The organism is Natrinema sp. H-ect1 (genome assembly GCF_041821105.1).
GTDB classification, from domain to species: Archaea; Halobacteriota; Halobacteria; order Halobacteriales; family Natrialbaceae; genus Natrinema; species Natrinema thermotolerans.
Window position 1 is genome coordinate 1 of sequence record NZ_JBGUBA010000020.1, and the last position, 25569, is coordinate 25569.

Consider the following 25569-nt stretch of genomic DNA (forward strand, 5'->3'; position numbering starts at 1 on the left):
TCTCCGACGACGAGGCTTCTCTTGTAGGAAGCCCCGTCCTTTAGGACGGGCGAGGATGTCACTGGAAACCACATCGGGGCACACCGTTAAGCGCGCCTCATGCCTCACGGCACCGCGAAACTCGCTGCTGGAAGCACAGTCAGGGGGACCATATCAGAAGCTGAAGGTGCATACAGATATTAAGAACCCATTCAAGTGGGAGTAACCAAGTTTACTCTGGAATCGTTTCCTCGAGTTTTAGAGGAAGTCGCTGAAGACAGGTTTCCAGAAAGCTTAGCGGCGCTTCTGCTTCGAGATACCCTGGTTCGTGGGTTAATTCCTCATCGGTCTCGATCTGGAAATGGGTTGTCCCAAGTTCTTCATGATCATCGTCTTTGTGCCACCCCAGGCTGACTACGTCATCAGCCCACTGAACACGCTGAACATCGATGTCGGTACGTGGCCGCCATGTGACCTCGAAGGTGGCCTGTTGCCGTGGAAATTCTTCGCCTAAGAATATCTCAGTCTTGACATCAGCAACGACAGATCGAGGACGGAGTCGAGATGGTCGATACCGAACATCGAAAAACCCCGGTTCTTTTTCCAGTCGTTCTTTGAGGCGACGAAGTCCTTCGCGCCGAGTGAATCCTCGGCCACCAGCAAGAAAGAGTACCATCTTTCCCTAGCCCTCTTGGGGAAGCGTGTCTGAACCACGATTTGCGAGACGCGGGTCTGCATCGAGTCGCGTTAGCGAACTCTGAAGGCTGATCGCAAGCTGAAGTGCTTCACGCACCTGAATGTTGTATTCCCATTCTTCGATCACTTCGAGGCGCTCGCGTCGATCGTCAGCCGACAGATCCTCACGTCCAATGCTCTGTCGAAGTTTTTCGAGAGATTCAACATTGTACGTTGACTTCCACGAGTCGATTTCCTCACCAATCGCACGCAGTTCATTGGTGAGTTCGTCGACTGACTGCTCTTCAGCAAGGGACCGAACTTCACGGAGGAATTGCGTAATCTCATCGGGCTTGTAGCATGTGCCGTCAGCTGTTTCAATGGCCTCGAGATCTCCTTGATCAGCCATTCGATCAAGGTATTTAACAGCCGTATCTCTCGAGACATCCGCCTCTTCGGCGATCCAGCCAGCATTCCGTGGTGTCGTTCGCGTCAAGGCGACATGCCTGACACGATCTGCACTATCCATCTCTTCTGGCCACACCTGTGATCGGTCGCTCATTACTCGCTTTATGACTCCTATGAACTAATAGTTTAGTGTCTGTCTGAATTATTTTGTACCCTGATGCTGGGGGCGCGGTCGAGTGGAAAGTACTAGGTAATGCGTACTGGAGCCAGTGATCGATATTCAACAGCAGGCTCGAGTACTAAGGGCTGGAGATTACCTCTTGCTGGTCCATCGATCTGTTCTCAGTTGCCACGTTTGCTCCACCTGGAACGTATCTGGTCCCTCAACAGGATGGGGATGACTCTGATTCGTCGCCAGTGACACGGGTCATGCGAGGCGATTGATTAGTTCATCACGTACGTCCTGCCGAGACATCGTCTGTTCGTGCCAGCAGAGCCGTTCGTCGTAATGACACTTCCTGAAGAGCTGGCCGGTCGTCTCGGCGGCAATGTACTGAGTTCGTTTGACTCCCCAGACGTTCGACGATCGATACCACGGTTTCGTGGGTGCTGTCGCTCAGAAGTCATTCGCTATCTCGGGGCAGTTTGATCGCCCCGCATCCCTCTCGGGGGTTTGACAAACAACTCCGGAAATGCCGTCTCGCCTCTACTGGCTGGCTGAAGAGGATCGTCCCATCAGCCCGGTCGACCCGGACCAGCCAGTCCGAGGTTCGCTGCACGTGACACAGGACAGACTTTGAGAACTCGTACGCGAAGACGACGTGATCGTCATCTATGACGTCGAGACGTGGGAGGAGACTCTGGAAGATCGCCGGCTCATCAAGCACATGTTGGCGCTCTACTCCGACGTCGAAGCCGCTCGCGAACAGCGGATAATGTGACTAACTGCGACACAAACTAATTCTCGTGGCTTTCGAACTTGCGGGCGTCATCGAGGGCGACACAGCTACTTGCCGGGTTGCTCGTTCATCTTCTCCCGGAGTTCGACCGCAGCCTTCTCGAAGTGTTCCGCGAGGAACGGCGTTCCCGATGTCGCCTGCTCATTGAGGAACCCGATGGCGTCAGTGACAGCATCAGCATCGCGCTCCGCGGCCGCGACACAGTCGACGTACCCGTCGAGTGCCCGACTGAACGCACTCGAGAAGTGGTCGTACGCGCCGTCGACGCGCTCCATGTTGTCGTCGAGCGACTCGACGAGTGCCCGGTAGACGGTCGCCGCTGACGCGTACTGCCCCTGCTCGCGGTACTCGTTCGCGAGATCGAACCACTGCGTGAAGTCGATGGGCTCGAAGACAACGTGGTACTCAGGGTTTGTCTCTTCGAACCGCCGGTCGATCGAGGCACGAAGCTCGTCAGCCGACTGTCTCGTCGGCTCGCCGACTCGGGCGAGAAACCGGGCGCGGAGATCCGCATCGGTCGCGAGTTCGTCACGCAGGAACGCGCGGAGTTCGTCGGCGTCGACGCCATCGAGTGCGGCGTCGAGCTGATCGCCTTCGTCTGGCGGTGGGTCGTCAACACACCGAAGCAACACGGCGACGACGTGCTTGCACGCTCCCGGCCCGTCGTACGGACAATCACACCACGGGGCAAACCCGTCGGTGGCGAGGTCAACACGAACATCGTACTGACGGCTGCCGCTCACGACGGCGGTTACGGTGGTGTCGACGCGGTGCATTTCGTGGATACGGCCCTCAGTAAGATATCGTTCGCCACGTTCGAAGACCGCGTCCGTGCAGACATCTCGAACCGTGTCCTCGGTTACGTCCATGTGCGTGTTCCAGTGCGAACGGGAAAACCGATACGTCGATCTCGCTTTCGCTCCGGATTGGAACGGTCTCGCTCTGCGAGAAGCCACGGTACTGTTGCAGTACTACGGAGAACCCGCAGCTTGGAGGGAGTCCTACTCGGTCGCGAGTTCGTCGTAGATTTCCTCATGCTCGTCGAGGTCCTGCCGGCCGAGGAACCGAATGAGATACTGCCGCGCCTCCTCGGGGGACATCTCATCGGGGATTTCGGGCTGGTCACTTTCGGCGGCCATACTTACTTCCCACTATGGGATTCGTGGACATAATCGTTCGGTTCGTGTTGTTCATCGTTGCCTGTGTCGTGCTTGGGATCTCTGGGGAGCTGATCTGTGCCTTCGATGCGTGACAGCCACAGGTTGATGGTTGCCTCGTACTCCGGGGCGAGCGGCTCTGTATGCGCTCGTAGATACTTCGAGATGGCCGAGTTCGACGCGGAAGCGCGTGAAACGGGCGGGACCGTCGGTCCCGCTGGAAGCCGGCGTGAAACGCCGGCGACGCCGCGAGGGCGTCGACAACGAGCCCACCGCTGTCGCAGGGTAGTGACACTTTTGGAAGAAGATCCCCTTCCTTTATACAGGCCTGCGATAAAGTAGATAAAACGCATGCGTGTCACATACCAACATGCGAACATTAACAGCGGCAACGAATCGACGCTACTGCGATTTACAGCCGCGGATGGCACGCGTGCCTGTATTCTCGTCGACGCGGGAGATGGCGTCAATCTCGACACACTACTCGCAGACGATGAATATCTGACTGCGATCTTACTCACACACCCACATATCGATCACTATCGCACGCTCGCGACGAACGTCCGACACAGTGCCCCGATCTATACCGCAGACACGACTGCCGCGATCCTCGAGCAGGCCCTGCCGGAGGCCACACAGGACAACGACCTCGGGGATGTCTCCACTGCTCTCGACGCGCTCGAACCGATCAACGAATGGACGTCGATCCTTAACGGACTCGAGGTCCGACCGATTGCCGCTGGCCACACGCCCGGTGGGGCAGGGTTCCTGATCCGGTTTCATGACGAGACTGCGACTGACGACCCCTTACATGGCGAGCAGCACATTCTCATCTCGGGCGACTTCACGACGCGACCGTGTGCGGGATTCCCGGGGCTGGCAACATCGTACCCGTTCGATATCGACTGCCTCCTGCTCAACGTCGCGAGCAACGATTCCTACACGACGTCGCTGAACGAGTCCCTTCAGTTGACCCTCGAACACGCGTATGCTGGTTCACGAGTGGTCGTCGCGGCAAGTTCATTGACTGGCGTTCACTACGCGACACTGCTTGGTCACTGTACGGAAGTACTCGAGCGCGAGGTTCCGATCACGCTCGTCGGTCAGGCTGCGAAACTCTACGACAGCCTCGAATACGATGTGTCTGGGGTCGAACCGACAGCAGTCTTCGACCGGCCGAACGAGGTCCTGGCAGATGGCGGGATCACGATTGCAGGACCGGAGACGCCGACGACCGGCAGTACACAGCGACTCCTGCAAGCGATCGGCGACGATCCTGCTGCTGCGTTCGTTCAATTGACGATGGAAGACGAGGTCGACCCGTCAGACACCCGCTGTACCACACAGGCGTTTCCACTGCCGAACCATCCCAGTAGCGAGACGATCTCCAACATCGTTCACGACATCGCGCCGAAAGAGGTCGTCATCAAGCACGCAAACGGTAGCACGCTCAAGGAATTCCAGCGGCGCTTCGACCACTGCTTTACCTGGGGAACGAACGATACAGGGGTCCACTGCCTCTACGAGAACGGCGAGTGGCAGGTTCCCGACTGGATTACCGACTCGACTGCAAGCCGAATTCAAAGTCGACAGTGGGACGTTCTCCAAGAGCAGCCACTCGAGACCGATGTCTCACTGCCCCGCTGTCGACAGAGATCGGTCGATCTCGAAGCGGAAGGTGTCGATCTCGATGCCCTCGAAGAGACGTTTTCACGGCCCATCGAGGATCCGTATGCCGGTTCCGATCCTGGGAACGACGGTTCGAAAGCAGTTGCACGCGATACGGATGACCGACAGACCGATCGATCGTTCGAAGCAGACGTTCTCGCTCGTCTCGAGGCGATTGAAACGACACTCGAACAGTCCGAGGAAACGGTTTCAGCCCGCGTGTTGAGCGATGGTGCGGACACACAGGTCTTGGAACTCCTAGAGCAAGCTAATGTCGAAGCTGGTGACGTGGTTGACGTAACGATCAAAACAGAGCCGAGCGACGACTAGGACGGAACCACATAGACCTCAAACCACTCTCTGTCGCTAACGCACGCCAGTTCTTCCCGGAATACGACCCTGAAACCGCTATCGCTGCGTGGTCGATCTATGGCGGGACACCGTACTATCTCCAGACAATCGACCCTGACCAGGAGGTAGGGAAGAACGTTCAGCAGTCGATCCTCTCGGAACGTGGACTTTTGTACTCCGAGCCAGAGTTCCTGCTGCGAACCGAACTCCGCCAGCCGAACACGTACTTCAGTATCCTCCGCGCACTCGCTCACGGCCGCCGGACGCCAAACGAAATTGCAGGTATGGCCGGCGTCGAGTCGACCTCACTCAGTACGTACTTACAAAAGCTTCGCCGTCTTCGTCTTATCGAGCGCCACATTCCCGTGACTGAATCGCCGACCTCGTCGAAACGCGGCCGGTATCGGATCGCTGCTCCGCTGTTCCGGTTCTGGTTCCGATTCGTCTACGGCAATCAGGATCAGCTTCGGATGCTCGGCGAGAATGCGTATGAAGAACTTGTCGCGCCAGAACTCGCGGATTACGTGAGTCCGTTGTTCGAACGGCTCTGCCAGCGAGTACTCCCAACTCTCGTTGATCGACAGTTCCGGGACATCGGACAGTGGTGGTTCAAGGAACACGAACTGGATGTTCTCGGTCTGACAGAGGACAGGCTTGTCGCTGGGGAGTGTAAGTTCACCTCCAACCCCGTCAGTGAGGGCATCTTGTCCGATCTCGAACGGACAGCGGACGAAGTACGATGGTCAAAGCGACCCACCGGTGGAGAGCCGCTGTACGTGCTGTTCAGCCGGTCAGGATATACTGATGATCTCGAACACGCCACCGAAACTCGAGATGATGTCCGTCTTTTCGACCCGTCTGACTTAGTCACCACTGAGTACAACCAGAGCTGACGTTGTGTAGGGTGTCATAGAACTCTTGCCACAGTATTTATTCCACGGATCCATCTGAATCATCCGCGAGAGGCTGCTTGAGAAGTGAACGCTAATGAGTAGTCAGAATACAAATAAATGTCTCAAGTAGCTTTGCTCGGTTGCCGAAATGCATCTCGAAGGAGAAGGCACCCACCGACGATAGCCAGTATGCCACCAATCGACTGTAACAACACTGGAACGGAAACTCCTACGAACACGTCTCCTGAAAAGACGGGGGTTAAGAGTGCCATCGAGAGTCCACAAATCATCGCGCCAAGAAATCTATTATTCATTTACATCCAATTATGTCAGAAATCTCAAATATTTTCCGTTGACTGGTAACCACACCACCTGTACTGAGCGATTCCTGTTTGGTTTGGGAAGTCTTCTATGACACCCTCAGATGTAGCTACTGAATTGCTCGTCACAGTTTCAGGCATTTCTGAATGAAGAAATCGTGATACTGACTATAGAGAGACAGAACCGTCACTTCGTCTGGCCATCTGGGACTGACTCCCCGCAGGACCGGCACTCGCCATCGGTTACCGTCGGCGCATCGGGGTAGCCACCAGAACTCGTCGCGACGCGTTGCCGCCGGGGGTCACTTTCACACCCGCCGTCCAGCCTCGTGTCCGGAACGTGGGACGCCTCGCCGGTCGGCCGAAGTTCTGCAAAGTCAGAATATCGGTCGTGCATCGGTTGGCTCATTGCTTCTGTCGGTATCGTATTTCAACGTCCGGGCCCTCTCTTTGCAATAGCCTCTTAATTATGCGAGAGAGTACAAACATATATGGGGGTGCAGCGCCAACACTGTCGTAAGAGGTGCCAAGCATGTCCGAATCCTCGCGAGATGGGGTCCAGTCGTGGAGTGAGTCGATGAGCGCCCGTGACCGTATTCGAGCAGTCGCCGAGACGCTTCGCGAACCGCGGTCGGTCAACTGGATCAGCGAGCAGGCCGACGCCGCCTGGAGCACGACTAACGAGGAACTCCAGGATCTCGTCGACCAGGGCCAGCTGCGCCGCGTTGAGGCCGGTGAGACGACGCGCTACCAGCCGGACTACACGCGACTGCTCTTCGAGGAGATCCGGACGCTAATCGAGGAAAACACGCGCGAGGAGCTGCGGAGCGAATTGGCCGCGATCACCGAGGAAATCGAGGAGTGGCAGGCGACCTACGACGTCGAGACGTGGGAGGAGCTCGAACAGTCGCTCGCCGACGGTGACCTCGCAAGTGCCGAGCTTCGCGAGCGCCGCGACGTTATCGCGTTCTGGCGTGAGAACGAGGAGGATCGCCGCCTCATCAAGCACGCACTGGAACTCTACTCCGACGTCGAAGCCGCCCGCGAGCAGATGACCGACGTGGCCGACCGCGCCACGAGCTAATCCTCCTCTCTCACAGAATGATCTTTCTCGCCGATCGAGACCGCTATACACAGCGGACCCTCCTTCGCGACGTTCACGACCGATTGACGGACCAGCCAGGGTGTGGAGAGATCCGCTATCGCCCATCTCGACGCCGACCCCGGTACGTCATCGCGGATGTCGATCCGACGACGTTCCTGAGTGACTCTTACGACGCAGCGACAGCACGACTCGAGATTCGCTTCTGGTACCCCGCCGGCGTCGACCACGAATACTACCGCATCAACTGGGTCGAACCGGACCGAAATCTGATGCTCGGCTTCCACCAGGACGCCGACCATCCGGACCTTGGCCCCTGTCACATCCAACTCAATCACGACGACACGCCGGTTGATCGACATCGCGCATCGTTTCTCGATGCGCACCCGCTCGCTGTCCTCGATGACCGACTCCAACAGTTCCCGGCGGCGGTAGAGGCGATTCGCTGGGAGAACGGGACGCCGTCGCTTCCTACTTGGCCTGTCTAGACTGCGAGTTGATCGAGCGTTTCGTGATGCGTCCGGACAGTCGTTAGCGTGACGTTCCCGATCTCCGCGACGTCGCTTTGGGTCAGCCACTTACCCTGTTCCTATCCCGCTTTGTGAACCGCCTCGGGGTCAAGCCCCGAGGCTTCTTCCCGTGGTTTAATCAGATACTTCCACCTGACCATCGGCAGGGTAGCCTCGAACGGTCGGGTGGGTCACGGTCGGGCTGTCCACAAGCCCCGATGCCTGCCGTCGCACCTTCCGAACAACGGGAAGGCTGTTGAGAGCAGGCACATTCCAATCCATATACTTCTCGATGCCTTTCACGGCGATATTGACGCTTGCACTACGGTCGCTGTGGTCTTGATGATCACAAGACTTGCACTTGAATCGCTTCTTCCGCCGATTCGCCCGTTCAGCGTGCCCACACAACGGGCACCGTTGGCTCGTCTTGTACGGGTCAATCGATTCCGAGGGGATTCCCTCGAACGCAGCCTTGTACGACGTATAGAACTGGAGAGCGCGGAACGGGAGGTAGTGCAAGCGTCGGTTCATCCGCGTGCCGTAGTCGATACTGTCGCGCATCTCTTTGAGGTCTTCAAAGACGATGCACGGCTTCTCAAACTGCTGACTCCACTCCACGATATGATGGCTCACTTTGTGGAGTCGGTCGCGGACGAACCGTTCCTCACGCCCTTCCAGCGTGTCGTGGATGCTGCTCTTCCCCGCGTTCTGCACGCGCTTCCGCATCGTGAAGTAGCGGTGGCGCTCGAACTTGATTTCGGGGAAGGCGATAACCAGCGTGTCTTCAACGCCATCCTCTGAGAGTGCGGTGAGAGCCACGTTATCCTCGTTCACGTCCATGCCGACGACCGTCCGTGAGTCCTGCTTGTCTCGGACGGTGCGTTCGTTATTGCGGATGTTAACATGGAGTTCCGGCTCACCGTCACACCACAACGTCTCGGACGTTGTGACCTTCCACCCGTCGCTCTTGAGCGCGGTCTTGAGGTGGTCGAGGTGGGCATCACTTCCGTCAAGGACGCCCTTGACGTGGTTGTATGGTTTCGCGCTGATTCGGAACGCCACATCGCCTTCATCGGTGAGCGATAGATTGTATCCCTCCGTGAAGTTCGCCCGGAGCGGGTATGTGCTGTCCTTGGTGTGGCTGGGTTTGCCGAAGTCGTCGTACTCGTAGTAGTTCTCCATCGCCCCGAGTGCCTTGGCGACGATACGTTGGGTCGTGTTCTTCACGAGGTTGGCATCGTCTTCAAGGCGAGGCGAAATCGAGTTCCAGTCCACGCCTTCTTTGGCGAAGCGGATGGTTTCGTTGTACACTCGGCGGGCTTCGAGTGTGGCGTCGTACAGCAGGCCCTCGTTGTCACTCTGGATATCGAGTTGGAAGTCCAGAGTCTTGACAAGAGCCTGTGAGCCAGTCATTCTTCGTCTTCTTCGGTGGGTTCTGAGGTTCGGACGACCTTCACGTCCGCGCCACGCCAACGTTTGGGGACGGTGACGTGGGCGCTGTTCCCGAACGGTTTGACTTCGCCGTCAAGAACTTCCTCGCCGTCGATTTCAAAGCGATTCACCATGTCTTCGTATATCCTTTGGATATACTTAGGTGTGTCGATGGAGTGTGTTCGATATGGGCGAGAAGCGGTCGGATCATACGGTGTACAACGTCAGCTACCACTTCGTGTGGTGTCCGAAGTATCGCCACTCGATACTCAAACCAATTGAGGACTCGTTGGAAGCAAGTTTCCGCGACGTGTGCGACGAGTACGGCTACGAAATATTGTCGTTGCACATCTCACCAGACCACGTGCATCTGTTCCTCTCCGCTCACCCGAAGCACGCACCGAGCGAGATTGTTCGGACAGTCAAGAGCGTCACGACGCGAGAGATGTGGGAACAACACGAGTCTTTCTTGGAGGAGTATCTGTGGGGCGGTGGGTTCTGGGAACGTTCGTACTACCTCGGGACTGCGGGAACCGTCTCAACGGAGACGATTGAACGGTACATCGAACGAACAGAACACGTCTAAGTGTCGGCTTCACCCTCGGGTCAAGCCCCGAGGCACTCGCCTTGCTTTCTCTGTAGAACATCGACACCAGTTGACGTCACCGCAATTTGAACCGGTGAGCAACTGCTCGAGCGCCTCAACATCGACGGAATCGTAGAGTCGGTACTCGTCACGATCAAGGCCAGCCGCTTCGAGCGTCTCGACGAGTTCGACAACGAGATCAATCGAGGGGCCGTGCCCAGTTGGAGCGGAACTCAGTAACTGGCTAATACTTCTGATTACAGGCTGTTAAAAGGTTCGAAGTCAACTATAGAAGCGCATCGCTCTTAGAGTTGACTTTTCGAGTATAGGATGATCGCAGCGCAAGCAGATAGAATATGCGCTTTGACGCCGACTGGATGTCTCGCGCTGATGACCGCATTCTCGAGCATCTCGCTGAAGCCGGCCCCGATACCCCAAAGGAAATGGCGGACAGCGATCGGGTTCGTTTCTCCCGCCAACACATCAATGCCCGCTGCAAGACGCTGGTCGAATACGGACTCCTCGTCCACCTCGGCAACGGCGTCTACGATATCACTCGTCAGGGTGAGCAGTATCTCACTGGCGAACTTGACGCTCGTGACCTCGAAGCTGACTGAACCTACTCTTCCAGAAGTGCGACTAACTGGGCGACGTACGGGCTGTTGTCCCAACTCCGGTGGGGGCTGATCACGCTAAGTAGCGTTCGTGCCTCCTCGTGGGTCAGATGGCCGTTCCGGGCGTAGTCACAGATAAGTCGCGGTGTCGGGACGATACGCGGCCCCTGGAGTACAGCGTGAATCAGTGGGAAGTTCGTGCCGCCAAATTCGTCGGTGAGAAAGCCGTCGACGTCGAGTGCGTTCGCGAGGACGATGCCATCAGTTTCGCCGTCATCGAGGCCGAACGTCGGTCGGGCGTCCGGGGTATCCTCGCGCGCATACGGATCTTCGACCGTGTAGTGGCCACGGGCCGCAAGGACGTTACTCGCGGCTGCGGCGTGGATGTCCTGATACTGCGTGATGTCGCGGAGTTCTGCGACGACTTCCGGAGAGACGACCACATCACAGGAGGTGAGCAGGTATTGGAACGGGTCGGGAACATCGGTACCGATGGCTGCATCCGCACGGGGCACCGCGAGACTGACGAGCGCACTCGTGTCGGCGACGACTGTTCGCAGTCGTGGACCGCTCATCGATCGTCATCGACCGTCGTCACATCCCCTTCGTAGACGTCGACGTCATCGGGGGCAGCGAGATCGAGTGGTTCGTCCTCGAGATCCGCTTTGAGGAGGCGGAGTCGCTGGGCGGTCTCGGCGCCCACCAGTTGCTTCACCGTCTCGAACTCGAGTTGGTCGTTGTAGTACTTCGTCGCAACTAATTCCTGGAACGTCTCGCTGTCGGCAGTGTCTTCGATGTACTCTCGGATGGCATCGACGAGGAGATCCGTCCGGTCTTTGTCGAAGAGATCGGCGATGGCATCGAGCCGGTCGACGAGATACTCCGGCGACTGGAAGTGAACCCGCCGCGGATCGTCGCTTGCGCTCATTGTGTGTGCAAGTTTTGCACATAGACGGATAACGGTTTCGGCGTATGCACAGAGCTTGCACATTACGGAGAATCGAGGAGAAAGCCCCCCAGTAAGAGCGATTGCTACACCGGCGAGTTCAGCGCCCCGAAGTGAACCGCCACGGGCGCGGTGGCCCGTGGCTTCCCGTGGATTAGTCTGACACACCCGCGACACCATCGGCATGATGACCTCTGGCGGTGTCGTGGGTCACGGTCGGCTGGTCCACACAGCCCGATGCCTGCCGTCGCAACTTCTGCACAGTGGGAAGTGTCTTGAGAGCAGGCACATTCCTATCCAGTTTCTCCAATTCTTTCTTGGCGATGTTGATGGCCGCGTTCCGGTCAGCATGGTCTTGGCGGCCACACTCTACACACTTGAATCGCTTCTTGTTCCGGTTTGCACGAGTCGTATGCTCGCACGTTGTAAGTGAACACGCCTGACTCGTGTATTCAGGGTTAATCTCCTCGCTCGGGATGCCTTGGAACGCGGCTTTGTACGTGATGAACTCCCGAAGTTTGCGGAACGGAAGTGAGTGGAGGCGACGGTTCATCCGGGTACCATAGTCAATCGAGTCCCGCATCTCTTTGAGGTCTTCAAAGACGATGACGGGGGTCTCAAACCGTGACACCCACTCCACGACTCGTCGAGAGACTTTGTGGAGCTGGTCGTGAACGAACCGTTCCTCCCTCTGCTCGAACGCCCGGTCAAATGACGACTTCCCAGCGTTCTGCATCCGCTTTCGCATCGTGAAGTACCGATGCCGTTCTTTCTTGATTTCAGGGAAGTCGATGACCACCGAGTCACCAATGTCGTTCTCGTGGAGGGCAGCGAGAGCAACGCAGTCCTCGTTAATATCCACACTAACCACTGTTCGTGACTCCGCTTTGTCTTGGACTTCGGTTTCGGTGTGGGTGGTGTTGATGTGGAGTTCGTAGTTCCCATTCCGCTGTATCGCTTCCGCCGTTCCAACACGCCACTCATCGGATTGGATAGCTTGGCGAAGTTGTTCAAGAGAGTCGAGCGAGCCACTGAGTGTCCCCTTCACCGGGTTGTACGGTTTCGCACTGACCCGATAGCGGATGCAGTCGTCTTCGAGGAACAGGTTGTAGCCTTCCTCGTAGTTCGACCGGAGCGGGTACGCACCGCCTTTGGTGTGGCTGGGTTGGTTATAGTCGTCGTACTCGTAGTAATTCTCCATCGCTTCCAGCGATTTCTGTACGACGAGCTGAGCGGTGTTGTTCACGAGGGCAGCGTCAGACTCCAAGTCCTGCCGAATCTCATCCCAGTCCTCACCGTTCTTCGCTCGCCGGATCGTTTCGTTGTACACGCGCCGGGCTTCAAGGAAGGCGTCATCCAGAAGTCGCTGACCGTCCTCGTCGGGTTGAAGTTGGAAGACGAGTGTTTTGGTCAGCGACTTCTGCATACCCTAATCGTCGTACTGCGGTCTTGTAAAGGTATGGAACACGGTTGATAGGTTGGCCGAGTGTCGGGCTTCACCCCCGACCACGGTGGGTCGGGGTACTCGCCCTCGCTCTTCTAGGATAGAAGTCTTCTTACACCGTGATCGCGGTACTTCCTGGATTGTCTCCACGTCGTAGTTGGTGATCGAAACGTGCTGACTTCCGATGTAGAGTTGGCACTCGAGCAACGGGACGTCGAGTACGCACTTACTCGCCTCCTCGAACGAGGCTACTTCTACGAAGTCGAGAACGAACTTCGGATCACATCCCCAGAAGAGCAGTGTTGACGGCTCTTCGAAGAGCTATCCTGCGTATCGATAGATCAACGCACTATGCCGAACTCGAGCCACTGCACTCGACTCGAGTCGGTCTTCCACCTCGCCGCCCATTATCGAAATTGGCCAGAGGAGACGCCTTCGCTCTGCTGGATATCTACCTCATACTCATCAAACACGGACTCGAATCCTTCGTCGACGATCTGCTGGACGAGTTCAGCGAACGAACTTCGATTTCCTGGTTCCTCAACGAGCGACCGATACAAACTCTCGAAGTGATGCCCGTGTGAGGGTCGATCCCGACTCGAGGTCTCGTGGGCTGCCTCGTGTAACATCACGAGATACAGATCATGCATCCAGACTGCACGCTGGCGGCTCGTCATGGCTGAGTCGGTGATCACGATGTACGTCCTACCGTCAGTCCAGGCATCGGCACTCGCCTCGCCGTAGTACACATCTCGCTCAATCCCAAGCTCTCGTGCGAGCACTCGAGCGAAGCGAAGATACCGCCGCTGATCAGCGTTCAACTGCGATTCATCCTCGATGCGATGATAGCCTGTCCAGACACCTTCTGACTCGGCTTGTTCGCCAACATCGAACGTCTCCGGCACCACTATCGATGTGTCCTCGTCGGTGGCGAGGTCGCAAAGCCGCTGGGTCGCCGCATCACTCGTATCGAGGACGACGTAACCACGCTCGACGAGTTTGTCCGCGCCTTTTTCGGCACCGTCGACCCACCCAATTTTCGGGGCCGTCTGGATTTCCTCGAGGCTGATCCGGGACTCCGTTGCCAGCTGGAATAGCTTGCGATCGGCCCACTGCTCGTCCGATGACTCGGACGCCATCGCTTCGATCATCACTTCTCGACTCTCGGCAGTCAGCCGATCGTCCGAGACATCCGCATACAGGTCGTCACGTGCCTGCTCGAGTGCGTAATCGATCCGCTGCCATCGATCACAGCCGGACTGGATATCGTTTCGCGCAAAATTCAGCGTCAAGTTCCCCTTCGAGACGACGACTCCGCCGAGTCCGTACTCGCGTTTCGTCGTCACGTACAGCCCATTGCTGTAGATATCGAGTCCCTCGTGGGGTGTGTACTCGAGTGCAAGGATCGCATCCTCAGTTTCGCGTGTGAGCGACGGGTGTGGCGAGTCAGCCACTGCCTCGAGTGGGTCGCCGTTGTCGACCGGCTCGCCGTTGATCACGACCGAGACGCCTGTCCGGGATTGTACGTACGCGAAGCGCTTGCGAAGATCGCGAACGTAGCGTCGCCAGTGGTAGCTGTCCGGGTCCGGCACTTCGTCTTCGTAGTGATCGATCTCGACGAGCATTCCCTCGAGATGATGCTCAGCGTCCACGACCTGGCCGTCACGACCGCTGACGTCTTCCCACGGCCTCGAATCGCGTCGATTGCGATAATCGAAACACAGTGCGGTGTCGTGACTCCAGATTCGAACGGCACCTTTCGCGATGATCGCACCCTTGCCGATTCCCCACTCGCCGATTGTCTCGTCGTCCGATCGTTGCTTGCTTCCCGCGCCGAGTACTGAGAGGTTGCGCCGCCCTTCGGTCGACTCGAGATCGACACCAGCACCGTCATCGAAGATGATCGACCGCCCGGGTGAGATGCTGACCAGCACACGGGATGACCCAGGACTGTCGATGCCGTTTTGGACAGCTTCGCGAATCGCGTCTGTGAGATCCGCCATTTGGTCTTCGATGAGGTACGTTGCGACCCGCTCGTCAGCGGTCATCGTCACGGTCTCATCAGTCGATGGCTGACTGGCCGGCCTCGAGTCAGTTGCTTCGTTCGTGGTGAACTCCGATAACGTCGGATGATCTGTCATGGTGTCCACCCATGTGGCACCACAGAAACCGAACCGTGCGGTCACTTGGGAACAGGAATGAACTCTGGTTCGACTTGACGTAGTCTCCCGGTGCTCTCGAGGAATGAGTAGAGATCGCCGTACAGGCCAGCGTCTTCGTCAGTGCCGTCTGCGGATGAGCGTAACGTGTACCAGTCGCCGACGATCGCACAGAACCGTTGGGCACGAGTCATCGCGACGTTCAATCGTCGAGGACCGTCAATGGGGCGCCCGAGGAAGCCTGTCTCGCCCGCTGCGTTACTTCGAACCAACGAAATCACGATTGCGACTTTTTCGCTCCCTTGGAAGGAATCGATCGTGTCGACCGAGATGTCCCTTCCAGAATCAATATGTCTCGCTAACTTCTTTCGAATAGCGTTAGCCTGGGCCGTGTATGGCGTAATGACGCCGACTTCGGATGGGCTGAGATCTGCATCGGCGAGCAGTTCGCCGACGATATGGGCAACGAGTCGCACCTCTGCGTCGTTGCGCTTGGAGTGATCGATCGTCTCCTCGCTCCCACCGATATCATAGCTGACGAACGCCGGACGGTCCTCAAGTGCGGTAACGTCACGCCCTTGCCGCAGGGCCCGGTCGTAGAAGCGGCTGTTCGGAAACCAGGCGATATCGCGATGCATCCGGTACTGCGTTCGGAGCTGGATACCGACACCCTCGTAAATACCGCCGTCAGCGTAGAGGTGTTCGAACAGGGAGAGACCGGCTGCAGACTCTGGCGGCTCCTCGGTTGCACTGAATGGCGGCAATTGCTTGTGATCGCCTGCGAGGATCACTTTGTCCGCTCGCGCAAGTGGAATACACGAGGCGGTGCATGTCGCCTGTGTCGCCTCGTCGAGGACGAGCACATCGAACTCTCGCTCGAGGGTCGCTGCGCTGCTGTTCGTCGCTGCGACGACATCGGCTAGTCCGTCGCAGGTAGCATACTGGGTGCTAACGACTTCATTTGATGATCTGCTGGCGTTCACGCGTCGGAGTACGAACTCACCGGCACCGTGTTGTGCATGGGCGTGCAGTGATCGGTCGTCGGTCTCAGTCGCTGTACTCGAGCCAGCAACGAGATTGTCGACTGCTTGGTTCGAATCGGCACAGACGAGGACGTCGTCCCCAGCCTCGACTGACCGTCTGACGACTTCGACGAGCGTTCGCGTCTTGCCTGTGCCTGGTGGTCCATGAATGCAGAAGAGGTGATCAGCAAGGAGGGCACAGGACACTGCAAGCTCCTGTTCTTGATTCAGTTCGACATCTTGCTGACTACTCTTGACACCAGCCGTGTCCCCGAAGGTGACTGCTGTGTCGCCTGTCAAGAGCGCGCGTTGATCATCACGCTCGCGAACGCGCGTAATCGCAGCAAGTTCGCGCTCGTACGGAACGGGATTTAACAGTTGAGTGAGCGCAAAATCCCGTCGCTTCTGGCGGAGGAACGCACCGACAGCCGACCGGTTCTCGATCGTATACCAGTCGATAGCGAGACTGACGGTTAGTCCCTCGATCGCATCGACTGTCGCTGGAATCGGGAACACGTCTGGTGAGTGTTCTTTACTTGGTGGGTGTAGGAGCACTTCGTTTCCTTCGAAGATCCGGAATTCGCTCTGGACGACTCGATACGTGTCATGCTGCCGATCTACTTGCCCGTCATCGATTCTGAATCGGTAGACACCATCTTCTGGTTGACCAAGGGATGCAAGCGATGGAACCGCACCGAACCCCTCGGCACGGAGTGATTCGGGCGTTGATGCGGCTGCTTTCGCTCGGTTTTCATCACGTTGGGCATCCATCTCCGCTTGGACAAACGACTCGAGTTCGTCAAAGAAGGTGTCCGTGTCGTTGTCGTCAGAAAGCGGATTTCGCGGTGGTTCCCGCTCTGCAATGGGAGAGTCGGAGTACGACGGCGGATCGTCAGGCGCGTAATCGGAGTGCCAGAAGCGTACCCGGTTGGCTAGCGATGAGACGGCAAACGTGTCTTGATCGACCAAAGCATAGTCGCCGCCATCATCGTAGATGAAAACATCGCCATGGAGTGCGTGTTCTGTGAAGGCGAGATATTCGCCCGAGAGTGCTGCGCTATTGCGCGCATGGAGTGGAACCACAATCCAGTCGTCTTTCTCGGGATGTACGAGTTGGTCGTGGTAGCTCGCATATTCAACGATCCCATCGATTGGAATGGGGTCATCACGCACCGGTTCGAACGTCTCGTCTGCCGGTGAATGGAGGGCAGCACTCGAGAGGTCGAACTTGCCGATCGCACTCTCGAAGAGGAGAGACATGTCGATCAGAACGAAGCACTGAGTCCTAAATCTTCCCGTTCAGTGAAGTCATCACATGGCTAGTAGTTTTGATAGAGTGTGTCACAGACCACTTCTCATGAGGTTAATTACCTCTACTTCTCGATGAATCGGCCGACAAATGGCTCTGCTTATTGAACAGATAGCGGGGTTTCACTCAGTCGCATAGCCGTTTTAAGGCTTAATACAGTATCACATAGTGGCAACCCCTCTGAGAAGGTTGGGGCCAAGGGAGTGGTTGAGGGGCCACCGCTCCCTTCACGTTATTTGAATTGACCGTATCGTCCCTGTACTAGAACGTCTGGAAAGAGATCCAGTGGTTTGCTATGTACACCTGCGTACTTAGCAATCCAGCGGACTATCGGAGAATCTGATGCGGTGAATCACATCTTCGGCATCTAGATACCACTGGCCGCCGAATGCCACCGGTACGCGCCTCTCCTCTCCTGAGGCAGTTCTATGAACTCTCTCAGAATGGGAATTGATCCTTGGCCGACTGGAACGCGAGCCGTCCGAGCAACTGACTGGGGCCGCGCTTCGGCAGGTCGTGGGCAACATTCAACTTACTCGGCGGGACACTCCCGCCGACCCCGAGTTCCCAGTCCGTCTCCGACTCGAAACGCTCAACCGCAGATTCGACCTGCTCACGCACGGCGTCGGCATCCATTGTTTTCACATCACCGTCTCGCATCAGCACGTCACCGTCCACGATGACTGTCTTCACGTCGGCGGGTACCGCGTTGTTGACGATCTGTGCCGGGATGTTGGTCATGGGGATGAACTTCGGCTTCTCGATGTCGAGCACAATGACGTCGGCGCACTTCCCGGGTTCGAGACTCCCGACCTCGTCATCAATTCCGAGTGCCGCTGCCCCTTCGATGGTGAGCATCCGCACCAGCTCCATCGAGTGGTACTGCCCCGTTGACCGTTTGAGATTAGCTGCGAGCCGGGCCTGCCGCGCTTCGCCGAACAGGCTGTAGGAGTCGTGCCAGTAATGGTCGTCGATGCCCAGCCCAACATCGACACTCGCGTCCCGAAGCTCCGGCACAGGCGTCCACTGCACGTCGCCGTCCGTGTTCCAGTACGCGAAAATCGACGGGCAGTGTGCAACCGACGCGTTCGCGTCAGCAGTTCGCTGGATATCCTCGTTGTTGGCCAGCCGGAAGTGAGCGGCCACCAGCCGATCGTCAAGGAGGCCGATGTCGTCAAGCAGGTCGAGCGAGTCCTCGGCACCATTTGACCGCGCCATCGTATTACTCGCCTCCAGTTCGAGCAGATGCGTGTGAACGAGTAGATCAGGATATTCGTCAGCGAGGGCGGCAGTACGCTCCCACAGCGCTCGTGTACACGACCAGTCATCATGGGGATTGATCGTTGCCCGGATGCGGCCGTCGTACGCGCCGTGGTACTGGTCAATAAACTCGCGGGCGCGTTCGAACTGCTTATCGACCGGGACGTCCCAGAAGAGATCGGAGAGCGCCATCCCAAAGAATCCGCGGAGGCCAGCCTCGCCGAACGTCTCTGCGCCCCCGCTGGGACGGACGTCCATCGAGTTGACGGTCGTGACACCGCCTGCGAGGAAGTTGAGTGCGGCGAGTTCGTATCCCGCGTCGGTAAGGTAGTCGTATTCGCCGTCAGCGATGTGACCGAAAATGGCGGTCATCCCGCTCATCATCTCCAATAGGTCGAGGTCACTGAACGCGCCGATCAATGGCGTCAGCTCCAGGTGGGTGTGTGCGTTGACGAGTCCCGGCATCACGAGGGTACCCTCGCCGTCGATGACACGGTCAGCGTCACAGTCTCGGTCACCGTCTCGTGTCGTTCGCACGTCGGTGAGGACACCGTCTTCGACTACAACCGTGCCGTTTCGGTAGATTCTGTTATCTTCGTCTACAGTCACAACCACTGCGTCGTGTACTACGAGATCCGCGTCGTTGACCGCAACCTCAGTGTTGTCTCCCAACTCAGCGGCATCTGGCGTCATAATTGGAGGTAAGAGGGGTCGTCCGGTGAGCCTTCTGCCGAGTATTGTCATGGGATTTTTAAACAGAGCTGGTGAAACGAGAGGTACGCTCTGCCGATGTCGTTGACTCGACTTCAGGTTTCAGCGACGCTGGCTCCCACAGTCCTTCCGTCATTTTACGCCACGGTGACGGAGTCGTCAGCGATCTCGCAACTGCGGCTCGTTGACTGGAATCTTGCAGCAGAGGACCTAGCAACTGTTCTGTACGACGTTGACGGTGACACGAGTGTGTTCGTTGATGCAGCGCGTGGCACCGATGGAATCGAGGATGTCGCGGCACCCACTTCTACCGGTGGTTCGGGGTACGTGTTGGTCACGGCGAATCCCGACGCACTCCCATTCTTTAGAACGTTTCTCGTGTTGACGGCGCGAGCGGGGTTGCTCGTCAGGTCTCCAGTCGTGTACAGCGACTTCGAAACAAGAGGTGAGGTGGTGGGAGACGCTTCGGCACTGCAAACCGCGGTTGACGCCGCACCACGGACTATCGACGTGACGATCGAGAACATTGGGTCACGTCCGTCGCAACGGACGGACCCATTTTTTGAGCTGAGCAATCGGCAGCGTGAGGCGGTTTTTACCGCGTTCGAACACGGGTACTATCAGCATCCCCGGGAGACAACTCACGCAGAATTAGCCGAAGAGCTTGGGTGCGCGGCCAACACGGTCAGTGAACACCTCCAGAAAGCGGAAGTGAAACTTATCAAGGCGCTCGTAGAGCTTCAGTCGTGACTTTTAGACGCTTGTGACAGATTTTCTATATAGGGGTCTATCGGTTTCTCGTTGATGAAGCACTAGATTGAGTTGTGCACTGGTATGTGTATCCCCTGTACTTACCGATTCGGGAGGGCAAAGCAAGAATCCAGATCGCTTCCGATTTCGATTAGTCGATGTACTGGGATTCCCACTCATAACGATCCTCGATCGCTTGCTCTCCCTCGTCTGTAATTGCGTAGTAGTTTGTGCGCCTGTCGAGTTGTCCTTTCTCGACGAGTTTCTTATTCACGACCGTATCGAGATTCGGGTATAGCCGACCATGATTGATCTCTGAACTGTAGTACTGCTCGATCTCGTCTTTAACATCCTGTCCAGATGGCTTGTCAGCGCCCACGATCACGTACAGCAGGTCTCGTTGGAATCCTGTAAGGTCGTCCATGGCCCAGCCATTCAGGCGAGATGATATTTGTTATTCTACACGTACGTAGGTGTAAGGTAATCCAACTAGTCGATTCTTTATACCACTAGCTGACTCTCGTTCCATTCACGCCATCCTGAAACTATGGTTGTAATAGAGTACTCGGGAGATCAGATCTAGCGCGCACGCTCAGTGGTCAGGGCCGTCTCACTCTGTACTCGAGAGTAGCTCACCGACGTACTGATTTTCCCACTCTCGCCGGGCCTCGAGTTCGCGTTGACCACGCGCTGTAATCGTGTAGTAGTTCGTTCGTTTGTCGGCCTCTCCTTTCTCGACGAGCCCTTTGTCGACGACGTCGTCGAGATTCGGATACAGTCGCCCGTGGTTGATCTCGTTCTCGTAGTACTCCTCGAGTTCGTCTTTGATCGCGAGCCCATGTGGGTTGCTCTGGCCAGCAATCACGTACAAGATGTCACGTTGGAACGCAGTGAGATCGTACATATCTGAATGTAAGTATATCGACTGATGAAGGTTCCGAGAGCAAGTGACACCTTAGAAATTTCTCGTATGTTGAAGATGTGGGAACGGCGAGACAGACTTGCACAGGGTCTGCGCCGAACAGAGGCTCAGGTACGGACGGGTATTCAGGGCGGTGACTGAGAACCGATGGGCGACAGCGTCGGTGTCAGGGCTCCTCGAGCAGTGACCGGGCACGTTGCACGTAGCTGTTTGCGTCCCAGCTGCGGGCACCGCTGATCTCGTCGAGAATAGCACGAGCATCGGCAGCTGACAGCTGTTCGGTGCGAACGAGTACTGAGAGCAGCGTTGGCGTCGTGACGAGCCGGGTATCGGCGAGCGAGGCGTGGACCAGGCCGAGTTGATTGAACTCATCACAGAGCAATAGTGTGGCGTCGAGGTCATTCGCGAGGGTGACAGCAGCGTTTTCACCGTCATCAAGCGGAAATTCGGCGTCGAGATCGACCGATCGTGCCTCGAGCATCTCAGTTCGGTCGAGGACGGTCGTTGCAGCCCGACCGTGTACATCATCATACGAAGCAATCTCTCGGAGTTCCTCGATGACCACTGTTGGGACGATGACCTCGTAGCAGGACAGACAGAGCCCGAGTGGATCGGGGTCGTCGTCAGCAACGGCTCCGAGACTCACGAGGGCAGAGGCGTCAGCGATGAGCGTCGACATTTATGCGTCGGCGACCTCGTCGATGAAGTCTTCGTCCAGTTGCTGTTTCAACACTCGGAGGTTCGCCGCCTCTTCGGCACCGACGAGCGCTTTGAGTTGCTCGAAGGAAATCTCGTCGTCGTAGTAGGCAGCTGCGATTTCCTGCGTGAGCGCGTCGTCATGGGCCGCCTCTTGGAGGTACTCTCGCAGCGCAGTCACGAGGACATCCGTCCGGTCTTCCCCGAGGACGTCTGCGAGCGCATCGGCCCGGTCGATGAGTCGGTGGGGCGCCCGGAACTGAACGCGCTTCTTGTCACCACTCATTATGTGTACATTGTGAGCCAGTCCACTTAGCAGTTATTGTGTGTACAATGTGAGCTACGTTCCTCTCACGTCGACGACCGGTCGGCCGATCGTCAGTCAGATACAATATGCTTCTCGAGGTCGCGCGTCCAGTAGGTGGCTGGCCCACCGGGACTACACCTTGCACACCGCTGTAGCGAGTCCTCGAGATGGCCGAGTTCGACGCGGAACCGCGTGAGCCAGGCGGGACCGAAGGTCCCGCTGGAAGCCGACGTGAAACGCCGGCGACACCAATCGTGTCGACGACCACTCCACACCCGTCGCAAGCGTGGTGGTCACGCTTGTCCGGATCCGGCCACGTCTGGAAGTCGTCACAGATCGGGTGGGAGACTCGCTTGTCCTGCCACCAAGTATTCGTGTTACCTGCTCCGATATCACTCCTACTTCCCGGTGTCGCCGTTGACGACAGCACGGTTCGCTCAAGAAGAAATGTAGCTGATTAACTGTGTGGCCACGTCCTCAGTCCGTTCGTCAACGAGAGCGGTCATATGGAATTCCACCTCTGTCGCACTGTTGAGGGTCGCGAGCGACCACGGAAGGACGTGACTTCGTTCCCCGAGTGGCTCGCCTTCGTAGTCGTCGTCGCGGAGCGTGAGCGACTCCTCATGGTAGGTCTTCGTGGAGATCAGGACGGTGATCAGCTGTACGCCGTGGTTCGGGAACCGAGGTGTTCCTAGAACAAGCATCGGACGGCCTTTGTCCGAGAGCGGATCGGTCCCCCAGATGATGTCGCCGCGTTCCAGTTCATCGAACGCGGTCACTGCACTTCCTCCATCTCGTCAGTTTTCAACTCCTCGAGATTTTCCTCGCCGTACTGCTCGTCTGCAGTCTGGTGGTGCTGATGAAGCCGGTAGGCGGCTCGAAGCCGGTCTTCGTTGTCTGTGATCGCCCAGTACGGGCGCTTGTGCCGCACAAGACCTCGTTCCTTCAGTCGCGAGAGGATGGCACTGACGGCGTCCGTATCCAGTTCGAGTTGGTCAGCGATCGTCGCCGCCTTCCACGCCCGGTCGTCGTTCTCATCGAGGAATAGCACGATCCGCTCGGTGTCGTTTCGTTCCTCGAATTCGTCGTCGTCGGCGTTCTCGAACTCGTCGATATCGATGGTGCCGCTCGACATAGATTACTGTTGGTAGCGTGGGTGTATAGCTATTTTGGGTGTTTGTTACTAGAGAAGCACACTCACGTCTGAAGGCAGGTCAAACTCTGTTATTCACTTTGTCGGCGTCGTGATGAGGTGCTCCTCGAGATCACGCGTCCAGTAGGTGGCTGGCCCACTCGGACTACATCGCGCACACAGCTGTAGCGAGCCCTCGAGATGGCCGAGTTCGACTCGGAATCGCGTGAGGGCTGCAAGCGTGTCGACGACGAGCCCACAGCCATCGCAGGTGCAGTGATCGCGCTCGTCAGGGTCCGGCTCCGCCTGGATAGCGCAGTCGACACAGATGGGGTGAGAGACTCGCTCGTCTTTTCCCCAGGTATGTGCCTCACCGGCCTCGGTGCCGGGCAGGGCGTCGCAGAAGGCACAGCCAGCGAGCGTCTGCTGCATCACTCTCCCTCCTTGTCGGCGTTGCGGGCCGCCGTCCAGCCTTGATGGAAGACAGCAAGCTGGGTGCTCGAGTCAAAGGCGGTCCCACTTGGCTCGTGGACGAACACCCGCTTGCCAGGAACCGGCGTCACCACACCGTTATCGATGAGTTCAGTCACGAGCTGTCGGGCGGTTGTCTCGCCGAGATCTGCTGTCACGACGCGAGTTGCATCCAGATCATGGGCAACTAGTCTGGCTTCGAACCGGCTGTAATCGTCTGCAGTGTCGTCAATCGAATTCGGATTGGTCATTGGAAATCACATGACGGCTCACTGTTGAGCGCGCCTCGTTCCTCATGGCGCCAATAAACTCTCTGCTGGAAGCACAGTCAAGTCGAAGACACTGCGTGATGCGTATGGAGTCAGTGATCGATATTCAACAGCGAGCTGGAGTACTGACGACTGTTGATTACGGAAGTGCAAGGAGAAAGCCCCGTGCTTTAGTGCGGGGATGAATCCGACAACAGAGACGCCAACTACGAGTTTTATTATGCCTGACAGCATATCGTGAGGTAAGCACATCAGGCGAAAATTGGAGTTGGATTGGGGTCTCCGTTACCAAAAAGCAACCCTGCGTCGAGTGTTCTACTCAACCACGGTGGTTGAGTCGGGTCGATGGCACGGCCTGTGAGGTGTAAGCGGATACCCAAGCAAACCACGCCTCCCCACGGAGGCCCGACGCACTACTCACAAACCACAGCCGAGACCCCAGCGGTCTCGGTCAGGGTGCCTTCGGGGACGCACGAACGGCGTGCTGTCCCACGAAGGAATCCTCGCGCTTCAGCGCGGGGAGGATGTCAATTTTCGCCAGTCCGTCGACCTGTTCGCAGTTGCCACGTCGGCTTCACCCTGAGCGTATCTAGTTCTTCAACAGGATGGGAATGACTCTGATTCGTCAACCACGTGTAGCGAGAACAGAGTGCGAAGAATTCGTTTCCGGATGCCCAAGAACAGGATCTTTCAGGGTGCTGCTGCATCGACACTCCCATTCGATCCTGCAAACGGGATATCAATTTCAAGACCGTCGTAGGCCAGTTTCGGTTTCTTTGCCTGACCAGGCCCGCCATTTTCAAACTCAATGACGCCGATGTCTTCGAGTTCGGAAAGGTTCCGATGGACCTGTTTGTAGTCTCGCTCCACCAGATCAGCGGCTTCGCGGATGCTCTCGGGCTGGTGTTTGGAGATTGCTTCCAACAGCTCTAGATTCTTTGGGCTGAGCAGACGACTGAGTTCTGCATACGATCCGAAGTTCAACACCGGCTGGGCATCGTCAAGGTCTTCACCCTCCTGGGCGGCCTTGATGCGGCTACGCGTGCGCTGGTTGAGGCGATCACGTTCACCGACGGTGACTTTGAGCGTGGGCATGGTGTATACCTCCTGGAGACGTCCTACTCCGACCAGTTCCATGAGACAGGCGACATCTCCTCGGTTTCGCGTTGAAAGCGATCGTAGAGCGTCAACATCCCGGGGAATTCGATGATTTCAATACCGTTTCGGGTGTGACGCTCATGGCCTTTCGTCTGTTCATGGGCGTTGTCGTATCGAAGGATGGTGTCGCCGCCGACTTCCCCGTGGTGGAGGCTGTAGTCCCATCCACACGGGTACTTCTTATCCTCCGTCTGCCGGATGGTCACATCGATGACGTACCCATCTTCGACATCCTGCCAATCTTCAATGGTGGTGTAGGACGCCATCCGTCATCTTATGTGATGGCCTCCATAGGCATAAATCTATGGACCTCATAACATAGGTATGTGATTTGCTTCTTTACAAGAGCATGAGCCGCTTG

Annotated in this window: 28 protein-coding genes and 4 pseudogenes; 7 read left to right on the forward strand and 25 right to left on the reverse strand. The window is 57.1% G+C overall.

Annotated features, from left to right (window positions below):
* Positions 1 to 211 precede the first annotated feature (211 nt).
* The 4 genes from ACERIM_RS19120 to ACERIM_RS19135 all read right to left on the reverse strand — a co-directional run bounded on the left by ACERIM_RS19120 (position 212) and on the right by ACERIM_RS19135 (position 3160).
* Positions 212 to 655, reverse strand: coding sequence for a hypothetical protein (locus ACERIM_RS19120; RefSeq protein ID WP_373633806.1), 444 nt, complete (start codon positions 653 to 655; stop codon positions 212 to 214).
* 6 nt (positions 656 to 661) lie between these two features.
* Positions 662 to 1216: a hypothetical protein gene (locus tag ACERIM_RS19125; protein ID WP_084813278.1), complete on the reverse strand. Its 555-nt coding sequence runs from the start codon at positions 1214 to 1216 to the stop codon at positions 662 to 664.
* 852 nt (positions 1217 to 2068) lie between these two features.
* Positions 2069 to 2890, reverse strand: coding sequence for an SWIM zinc finger domain-containing protein (locus tag ACERIM_RS19130; protein ID WP_373633807.1), 822 nt, complete (start codon positions 2888 to 2890; stop codon positions 2069 to 2071).
* A 132-nt stretch (positions 2891 to 3022) separates the two neighbouring features.
* Positions 3023 to 3160, reverse strand: coding sequence for a hypothetical protein (locus ACERIM_RS19135; protein WP_007107484.1), 138 nt, complete (start codon positions 3158 to 3160; stop codon positions 3023 to 3025).
* Positions 3161 to 3529: 369 nt separating this feature from the next.
* Here ACERIM_RS19135 and ACERIM_RS19140 point away from each other — a divergent pair, with 369 nt between their 5' ends.
* Entirely contained in the window at positions 3530 to 5176 is a 1647-nt protein-coding gene (locus ACERIM_RS19140) for an MBL fold metallo-hydrolase (RefSeq protein ID WP_373633808.1), read from the forward strand.
* Positions 5177 to 5187: 11 nt separating this feature from the next.
* Positions 5188 to 6090, forward strand: a pseudogene (locus ACERIM_RS19145) (ATP-binding protein); the annotation flags it as partial.
* 510 nt (positions 6091 to 6600) lie between these two features.
* On the opposite strand, the pseudogene ACERIM_RS19150 reads toward ACERIM_RS19145, so the two are convergent.
* Positions 6601 to 6807: pseudogene (locus ACERIM_RS19150) on the reverse strand (hypothetical protein); the annotation flags it as partial.
* 135 nt (positions 6808 to 6942) lie between these two features.
* Here ACERIM_RS19150 and ACERIM_RS19155 point away from each other — a divergent pair.
* Both ACERIM_RS19155 and ACERIM_RS19160 read left to right on the forward strand, forming a co-directional pair.
* On the forward strand, positions 6943 to 7494 hold the full coding sequence (locus tag ACERIM_RS19155) for a hypothetical protein (RefSeq protein WP_232590440.1): 552 nt from the start codon (positions 6943 to 6945) through the stop codon (positions 7492 to 7494).
* Between the two features lie 17 nt (positions 7495 to 7511).
* Positions 7512 to 8000 carry a hypothetical protein gene (locus ACERIM_RS19160; protein ID WP_373633809.1) on the forward strand — a complete coding sequence of 163 codons (489 nt, stop codon included), beginning with the start codon at positions 7512 to 7514 and terminating at the stop codon, positions 7998 to 8000.
* Here ACERIM_RS19160 and ACERIM_RS19165 read toward each other — a convergent pair.
* The 3 genes and pseudogenes from ACERIM_RS19165 to ACERIM_RS19175 form a co-directional block, all read right to left on the reverse strand.
* A pseudogene (locus tag ACERIM_RS19165) lies at positions 7997 to 8101 on the reverse strand (transcription initiation factor IIB family protein); the annotation flags it as partial. The gene ACERIM_RS19160 and the pseudogene ACERIM_RS19165 sit on opposite strands and share 4 nt — an antisense overlap.
* Before the next feature lie 55 nt (positions 8102 to 8156).
* Positions 8157 to 9434 carry an RNA-guided endonuclease TnpB family protein gene (locus ACERIM_RS19170; RefSeq protein ID WP_373633810.1) on the reverse strand — a complete coding sequence of 426 codons (1278 nt, stop codon included), beginning with the start codon at positions 9432 to 9434 and terminating at the stop codon, positions 8157 to 8159.
* The gene (locus ACERIM_RS19175) at positions 9431 to 9586 is read right to left on the reverse strand and encodes a DUF2080 family transposase-associated protein (RefSeq protein WP_373633811.1); all 156 of its coding nucleotides are present in this window, start codon (positions 9584 to 9586) and stop codon (positions 9431 to 9433) included. Before ACERIM_RS19175 ends, ACERIM_RS19170 begins: the two co-directional genes overlap by 4 nt.
* A gap of 53 nt (positions 9587 to 9639) precedes the next feature.
* On the opposite strand from ACERIM_RS19175, the gene tnpA reads away from it, so the two are divergent.
* Both tnpA and ACERIM_RS19185 read left to right on the forward strand, forming a co-directional pair.
* Positions 9640 to 10038, forward strand: a complete 399-nt coding sequence (tnpA, locus tag ACERIM_RS19180) for an IS200/IS605 family transposase (protein WP_373633812.1) — start codon at positions 9640 to 9642, stop codon at positions 10036 to 10038.
* A gap of 356 nt (positions 10039 to 10394) precedes the next feature.
* Complete coding sequence (locus tag ACERIM_RS19185; RefSeq protein WP_049967129.1) at positions 10395 to 10655, forward strand: helix-turn-helix domain-containing protein; 261 nt, start codon at positions 10395 to 10397, stop codon at positions 10653 to 10655.
* Positions 10656 to 10657: 2 nt separating this feature from the next.
* On the opposite strand, the gene ACERIM_RS19190 is transcribed toward ACERIM_RS19185, so the two are convergent.
* The 6 genes from ACERIM_RS19190 to ACERIM_RS19215 all read right to left on the reverse strand — a co-directional run bounded on the left by ACERIM_RS19190 (position 10658) and on the right by ACERIM_RS19215 (position 19485).
* Positions 10658 to 11227: a hypothetical protein gene (locus tag ACERIM_RS19190; RefSeq protein ID WP_373633813.1), complete on the reverse strand. Its 570-nt coding sequence runs from the start codon at positions 11225 to 11227 to the stop codon at positions 10658 to 10660.
* The gene (locus ACERIM_RS19195) at positions 11224 to 11580 is read right to left on the reverse strand and encodes a lipase chaperone (RefSeq protein ID WP_049967131.1); all 357 of its coding nucleotides are present in this window, start codon (positions 11578 to 11580) and stop codon (positions 11224 to 11226) included. The genes ACERIM_RS19190 and ACERIM_RS19195 overlap by 4 nt, the downstream gene beginning before the upstream one ends.
* Positions 11581 to 11752: 172 nt before the next feature.
* Positions 11753 to 13024, reverse strand: a complete 1272-nt coding sequence (locus ACERIM_RS19200) for an RNA-guided endonuclease InsQ/TnpB family protein (RefSeq protein ID WP_373633814.1) — start codon at positions 13022 to 13024, stop codon at positions 11753 to 11755.
* Between the two features lie 425 nt (positions 13025 to 13449).
* A complete protein-coding gene (locus ACERIM_RS19205; RefSeq protein WP_373633815.1) occupies positions 13450 to 15183 on the reverse strand; it encodes an ATP-binding protein in 1734 nt (577 codons plus the stop codon).
* Between the two features lie 41 nt (positions 15184 to 15224).
* Positions 15225 to 17483: an AAA domain-containing protein gene (locus tag ACERIM_RS19210; protein WP_373633816.1), complete on the reverse strand. Its 2259-nt coding sequence runs from the start codon at positions 17481 to 17483 to the stop codon at positions 15225 to 15227.
* Positions 17484 to 17970: 487 nt separating this feature from the next.
* Positions 17971 to 19485, reverse strand: coding sequence for an amidohydrolase family protein (locus ACERIM_RS19215; RefSeq protein ID WP_006648261.1), 1515 nt, complete (start codon positions 19483 to 19485; stop codon positions 17971 to 17973).
* Positions 19486 to 19581: 96 nt separating this feature from the next.
* Here ACERIM_RS19215 and ACERIM_RS19220 point away from each other — a divergent pair, with 96 nt between their 5' ends.
* Positions 19582 to 20253 (forward strand): helix-turn-helix domain-containing protein, encoded by a 672-nt coding sequence (locus ACERIM_RS19220; RefSeq protein WP_006648262.1) that lies wholly within the window; start codon positions 19582 to 19584, stop codon positions 20251 to 20253.
* A gap of 151 nt (positions 20254 to 20404) precedes the next feature.
* Here ACERIM_RS19220 and ACERIM_RS19225 read toward each other — a convergent pair whose 3' ends face one another.
* From ACERIM_RS19225 to ACERIM_RS19275, 11 genes and pseudogenes are all read right to left on the reverse strand, one after another.
* On the reverse strand, positions 20405 to 20677 hold the full coding sequence (locus tag ACERIM_RS19225) for a PadR family transcriptional regulator (protein WP_006648263.1): 273 nt from the start codon (positions 20675 to 20677) through the stop codon (positions 20405 to 20407).
* Between the two features lie 186 nt (positions 20678 to 20863).
* The gene (locus ACERIM_RS19230; protein ID WP_006648264.1) at positions 20864 to 21157 is read right to left on the reverse strand and encodes a PadR family transcriptional regulator; all 294 of its coding nucleotides are present in this window, start codon (positions 21155 to 21157) and stop codon (positions 20864 to 20866) included.
* 184 nt (positions 21158 to 21341) lie between these two features.
* The gene (locus ACERIM_RS19235; protein ID WP_006648265.1) at positions 21342 to 21854 is read right to left on the reverse strand and encodes a hypothetical protein; all 513 of its coding nucleotides are present in this window, start codon (positions 21852 to 21854) and stop codon (positions 21342 to 21344) included.
* On the reverse strand, positions 21855 to 22157 hold the full coding sequence (locus tag ACERIM_RS19240; RefSeq protein ID WP_006648266.1) for a hypothetical protein: 303 nt from the start codon (positions 22155 to 22157) through the stop codon (positions 21855 to 21857).
* 92 nt (positions 22158 to 22249) lie between these two features.
* Positions 22250 to 22608 (reverse strand): annotated as a pseudogene (locus ACERIM_RS19245) (hypothetical protein).
* Positions 22609 to 22615: 7 nt separating this feature from the next.
* Positions 22616 to 22957 carry a hypothetical protein gene (locus ACERIM_RS19250; protein ID WP_006648267.1) on the reverse strand — a complete coding sequence of 114 codons (342 nt, stop codon included), beginning with the start codon at positions 22955 to 22957 and terminating at the stop codon, positions 22616 to 22618.
* Positions 22954 to 23313 (reverse strand): helix-turn-helix domain-containing protein, encoded by a 360-nt coding sequence (locus ACERIM_RS19255; protein WP_006648268.1) that lies wholly within the window; start codon positions 23311 to 23313, stop codon positions 22954 to 22956. The genes ACERIM_RS19250 and ACERIM_RS19255 overlap by 4 nt, the downstream gene beginning before the upstream one ends.
* A 93-nt stretch (positions 23314 to 23406) precedes the next feature.
* The gene (locus ACERIM_RS19260; protein WP_373633817.1) at positions 23407 to 23742 is read right to left on the reverse strand and encodes a hypothetical protein; all 336 of its coding nucleotides are present in this window, start codon (positions 23740 to 23742) and stop codon (positions 23407 to 23409) included.
* Positions 23742 to 24032, reverse strand: coding sequence for a hypothetical protein (locus ACERIM_RS19265; protein WP_006648270.1), 291 nt, complete (start codon positions 24030 to 24032; stop codon positions 23742 to 23744). Before ACERIM_RS19265 ends, ACERIM_RS19260 begins: the two co-directional genes overlap by 1 nt.
* Positions 24033 to 24740: 708 nt before the next feature.
* Positions 24741 to 25145 carry a transcriptional regulator gene (locus ACERIM_RS19270; protein ID WP_049905453.1) on the reverse strand — a complete coding sequence of 135 codons (405 nt, stop codon included), beginning with the start codon at positions 25143 to 25145 and terminating at the stop codon, positions 24741 to 24743.
* A gap of 23 nt (positions 25146 to 25168) precedes the next feature.
* Positions 25169 to 25474 carry a DUF6516 family protein gene (locus ACERIM_RS19275; RefSeq protein ID WP_006648272.1) on the reverse strand — a complete coding sequence of 102 codons (306 nt, stop codon included), beginning with the start codon at positions 25472 to 25474 and terminating at the stop codon, positions 25169 to 25171.
* Positions 25475 to 25569: the final 95 nt, after the last annotated feature.

What these genes read in the sequence shown, in the direction of transcription:
- ACERIM_RS19120 (WP_373633806.1), bottom strand. Translation starts at nt 655, where the DNA reads ATGGTACTCTTTCTTGCTGGTGGCCGAGGATTCACTCGGCGCGAAGGA.
- ACERIM_RS19125 (WP_084813278.1), bottom strand. Translation starts at nt 1,216, where the DNA reads ATGAGCGACCGATCACAGGTGTGGCCAGAAGAGATGGATAGTGCAGAT.
- ACERIM_RS19130 (WP_373633807.1), bottom strand. Translation starts at nt 2,890, where the DNA reads ATGGACGTAACCGAGGACACGGTTCGAGATGTCTGCACGGACGCGGTC.
- ACERIM_RS19135 (WP_007107484.1), bottom strand. Translation starts at nt 3,160, where the DNA reads ATGGCCGCCGAAAGTGACCAGCCCGAAATCCCCGATGAGATGTCCCCC.
- ACERIM_RS19140 (WP_373633808.1), top strand. Translation starts at nt 3,530, where the DNA reads ATGCGTGTCACATACCAACATGCGAACATTAACAGCGGCAACGAATCG.
- ACERIM_RS19155 (WP_232590440.1), top strand. Translation starts at nt 6,943, where the DNA reads ATGTCCGAATCCTCGCGAGATGGGGTCCAGTCGTGGAGTGAGTCGATG.
- ACERIM_RS19160 (WP_373633809.1), top strand. Translation starts at nt 7,512, where the DNA reads ATGATCTTTCTCGCCGATCGAGACCGCTATACACAGCGGACCCTCCTT.
- ACERIM_RS19170 (WP_373633810.1), bottom strand. Translation starts at nt 9,434, where the DNA reads ATGACTGGCTCACAGGCTCTTGTCAAGACTCTGGACTTCCAACTCGAT.
- ACERIM_RS19175 (WP_373633811.1), bottom strand. Translation starts at nt 9,586, where the DNA reads ATGGTGAATCGCTTTGAAATCGACGGCGAGGAAGTTCTTGACGGCGAA.
- tnpA (WP_373633812.1), top strand. Translation starts at nt 9,640, where the DNA reads ATGGGCGAGAAGCGGTCGGATCATACGGTGTACAACGTCAGCTACCAC.
- ACERIM_RS19185 (WP_049967129.1), top strand. Translation starts at nt 10,395, where the DNA reads ATGCGCTTTGACGCCGACTGGATGTCTCGCGCTGATGACCGCATTCTC.
- ACERIM_RS19190 (WP_373633813.1), bottom strand. Translation starts at nt 11,227, where the DNA reads ATGAGCGGTCCACGACTGCGAACAGTCGTCGCCGACACGAGTGCGCTC.
- ACERIM_RS19195 (WP_049967131.1), bottom strand. Translation starts at nt 11,580, where the DNA reads ATGAGCGCAAGCGACGATCCGCGGCGGGTTCACTTCCAGTCGCCGGAG.
- ACERIM_RS19200 (WP_373633814.1), bottom strand. Translation starts at nt 13,024, where the DNA reads ATGCAGAAGTCGCTGACCAAAACACTCGTCTTCCAACTTCAACCCGAC.
- ACERIM_RS19205 (WP_373633815.1), bottom strand. Translation starts at nt 15,183, where the DNA reads ATGACAGATCATCCGACGTTATCGGAGTTCACCACGAACGAAGCAACT.
- ACERIM_RS19210 (WP_373633816.1), bottom strand. Translation starts at nt 17,483, where the DNA reads ATGTCTCTCCTCTTCGAGAGTGCGATCGGCAAGTTCGACCTCTCGAGT.
- ACERIM_RS19215 (WP_006648261.1), bottom strand. Translation starts at nt 19,485, where the DNA reads ATGACGCCAGATGCCGCTGAGTTGGGAGACAACACTGAGGTTGCGGTC.
- ACERIM_RS19220 (WP_006648262.1), top strand. Translation starts at nt 19,582, where the DNA reads ATGTCGTTGACTCGACTTCAGGTTTCAGCGACGCTGGCTCCCACAGTC.
- ACERIM_RS19225 (WP_006648263.1), bottom strand. Translation starts at nt 20,677, where the DNA reads ATGGACGACCTTACAGGATTCCAACGAGACCTGCTGTACGTGATCGTG.
- ACERIM_RS19230 (WP_006648264.1), bottom strand. Translation starts at nt 21,157, where the DNA reads ATGTACGATCTCACTGCGTTCCAACGTGACATCTTGTACGTGATTGCT.
- ACERIM_RS19235 (WP_006648265.1), bottom strand. Translation starts at nt 21,854, where the DNA reads ATGTCGACGCTCATCGCTGACGCCTCTGCCCTCGTGAGTCTCGGAGCC.
- ACERIM_RS19240 (WP_006648266.1), bottom strand. Translation starts at nt 22,157, where the DNA reads ATGAGTGGTGACAAGAAGCGCGTTCAGTTCCGGGCGCCCCACCGACTC.
- ACERIM_RS19255 (WP_006648268.1), bottom strand. Translation starts at nt 23,313, where the DNA reads ATGTCGAGCGGCACCATCGATATCGACGAGTTCGAGAACGCCGACGAC.
- ACERIM_RS19260 (WP_373633817.1), bottom strand. Translation starts at nt 23,742, where the DNA reads ATGCAGCAGACGCTCGCTGGCTGTGCCTTCTGCGACGCCCTGCCCGGC.
- ACERIM_RS19265 (WP_006648270.1), bottom strand. Translation starts at nt 24,032, where the DNA reads ATGACCAATCCGAATTCGATTGACGACACTGCAGACGATTACAGCCGG.
- ACERIM_RS19270 (WP_049905453.1), bottom strand. Translation starts at nt 25,145, where the DNA reads ATGCCCACGCTCAAAGTCACCGTCGGTGAACGTGATCGCCTCAACCAG.
- ACERIM_RS19275 (WP_006648272.1), bottom strand. Translation starts at nt 25,474, where the DNA reads ATGGCGTCCTACACCACCATTGAAGATTGGCAGGATGTCGAAGATGGG.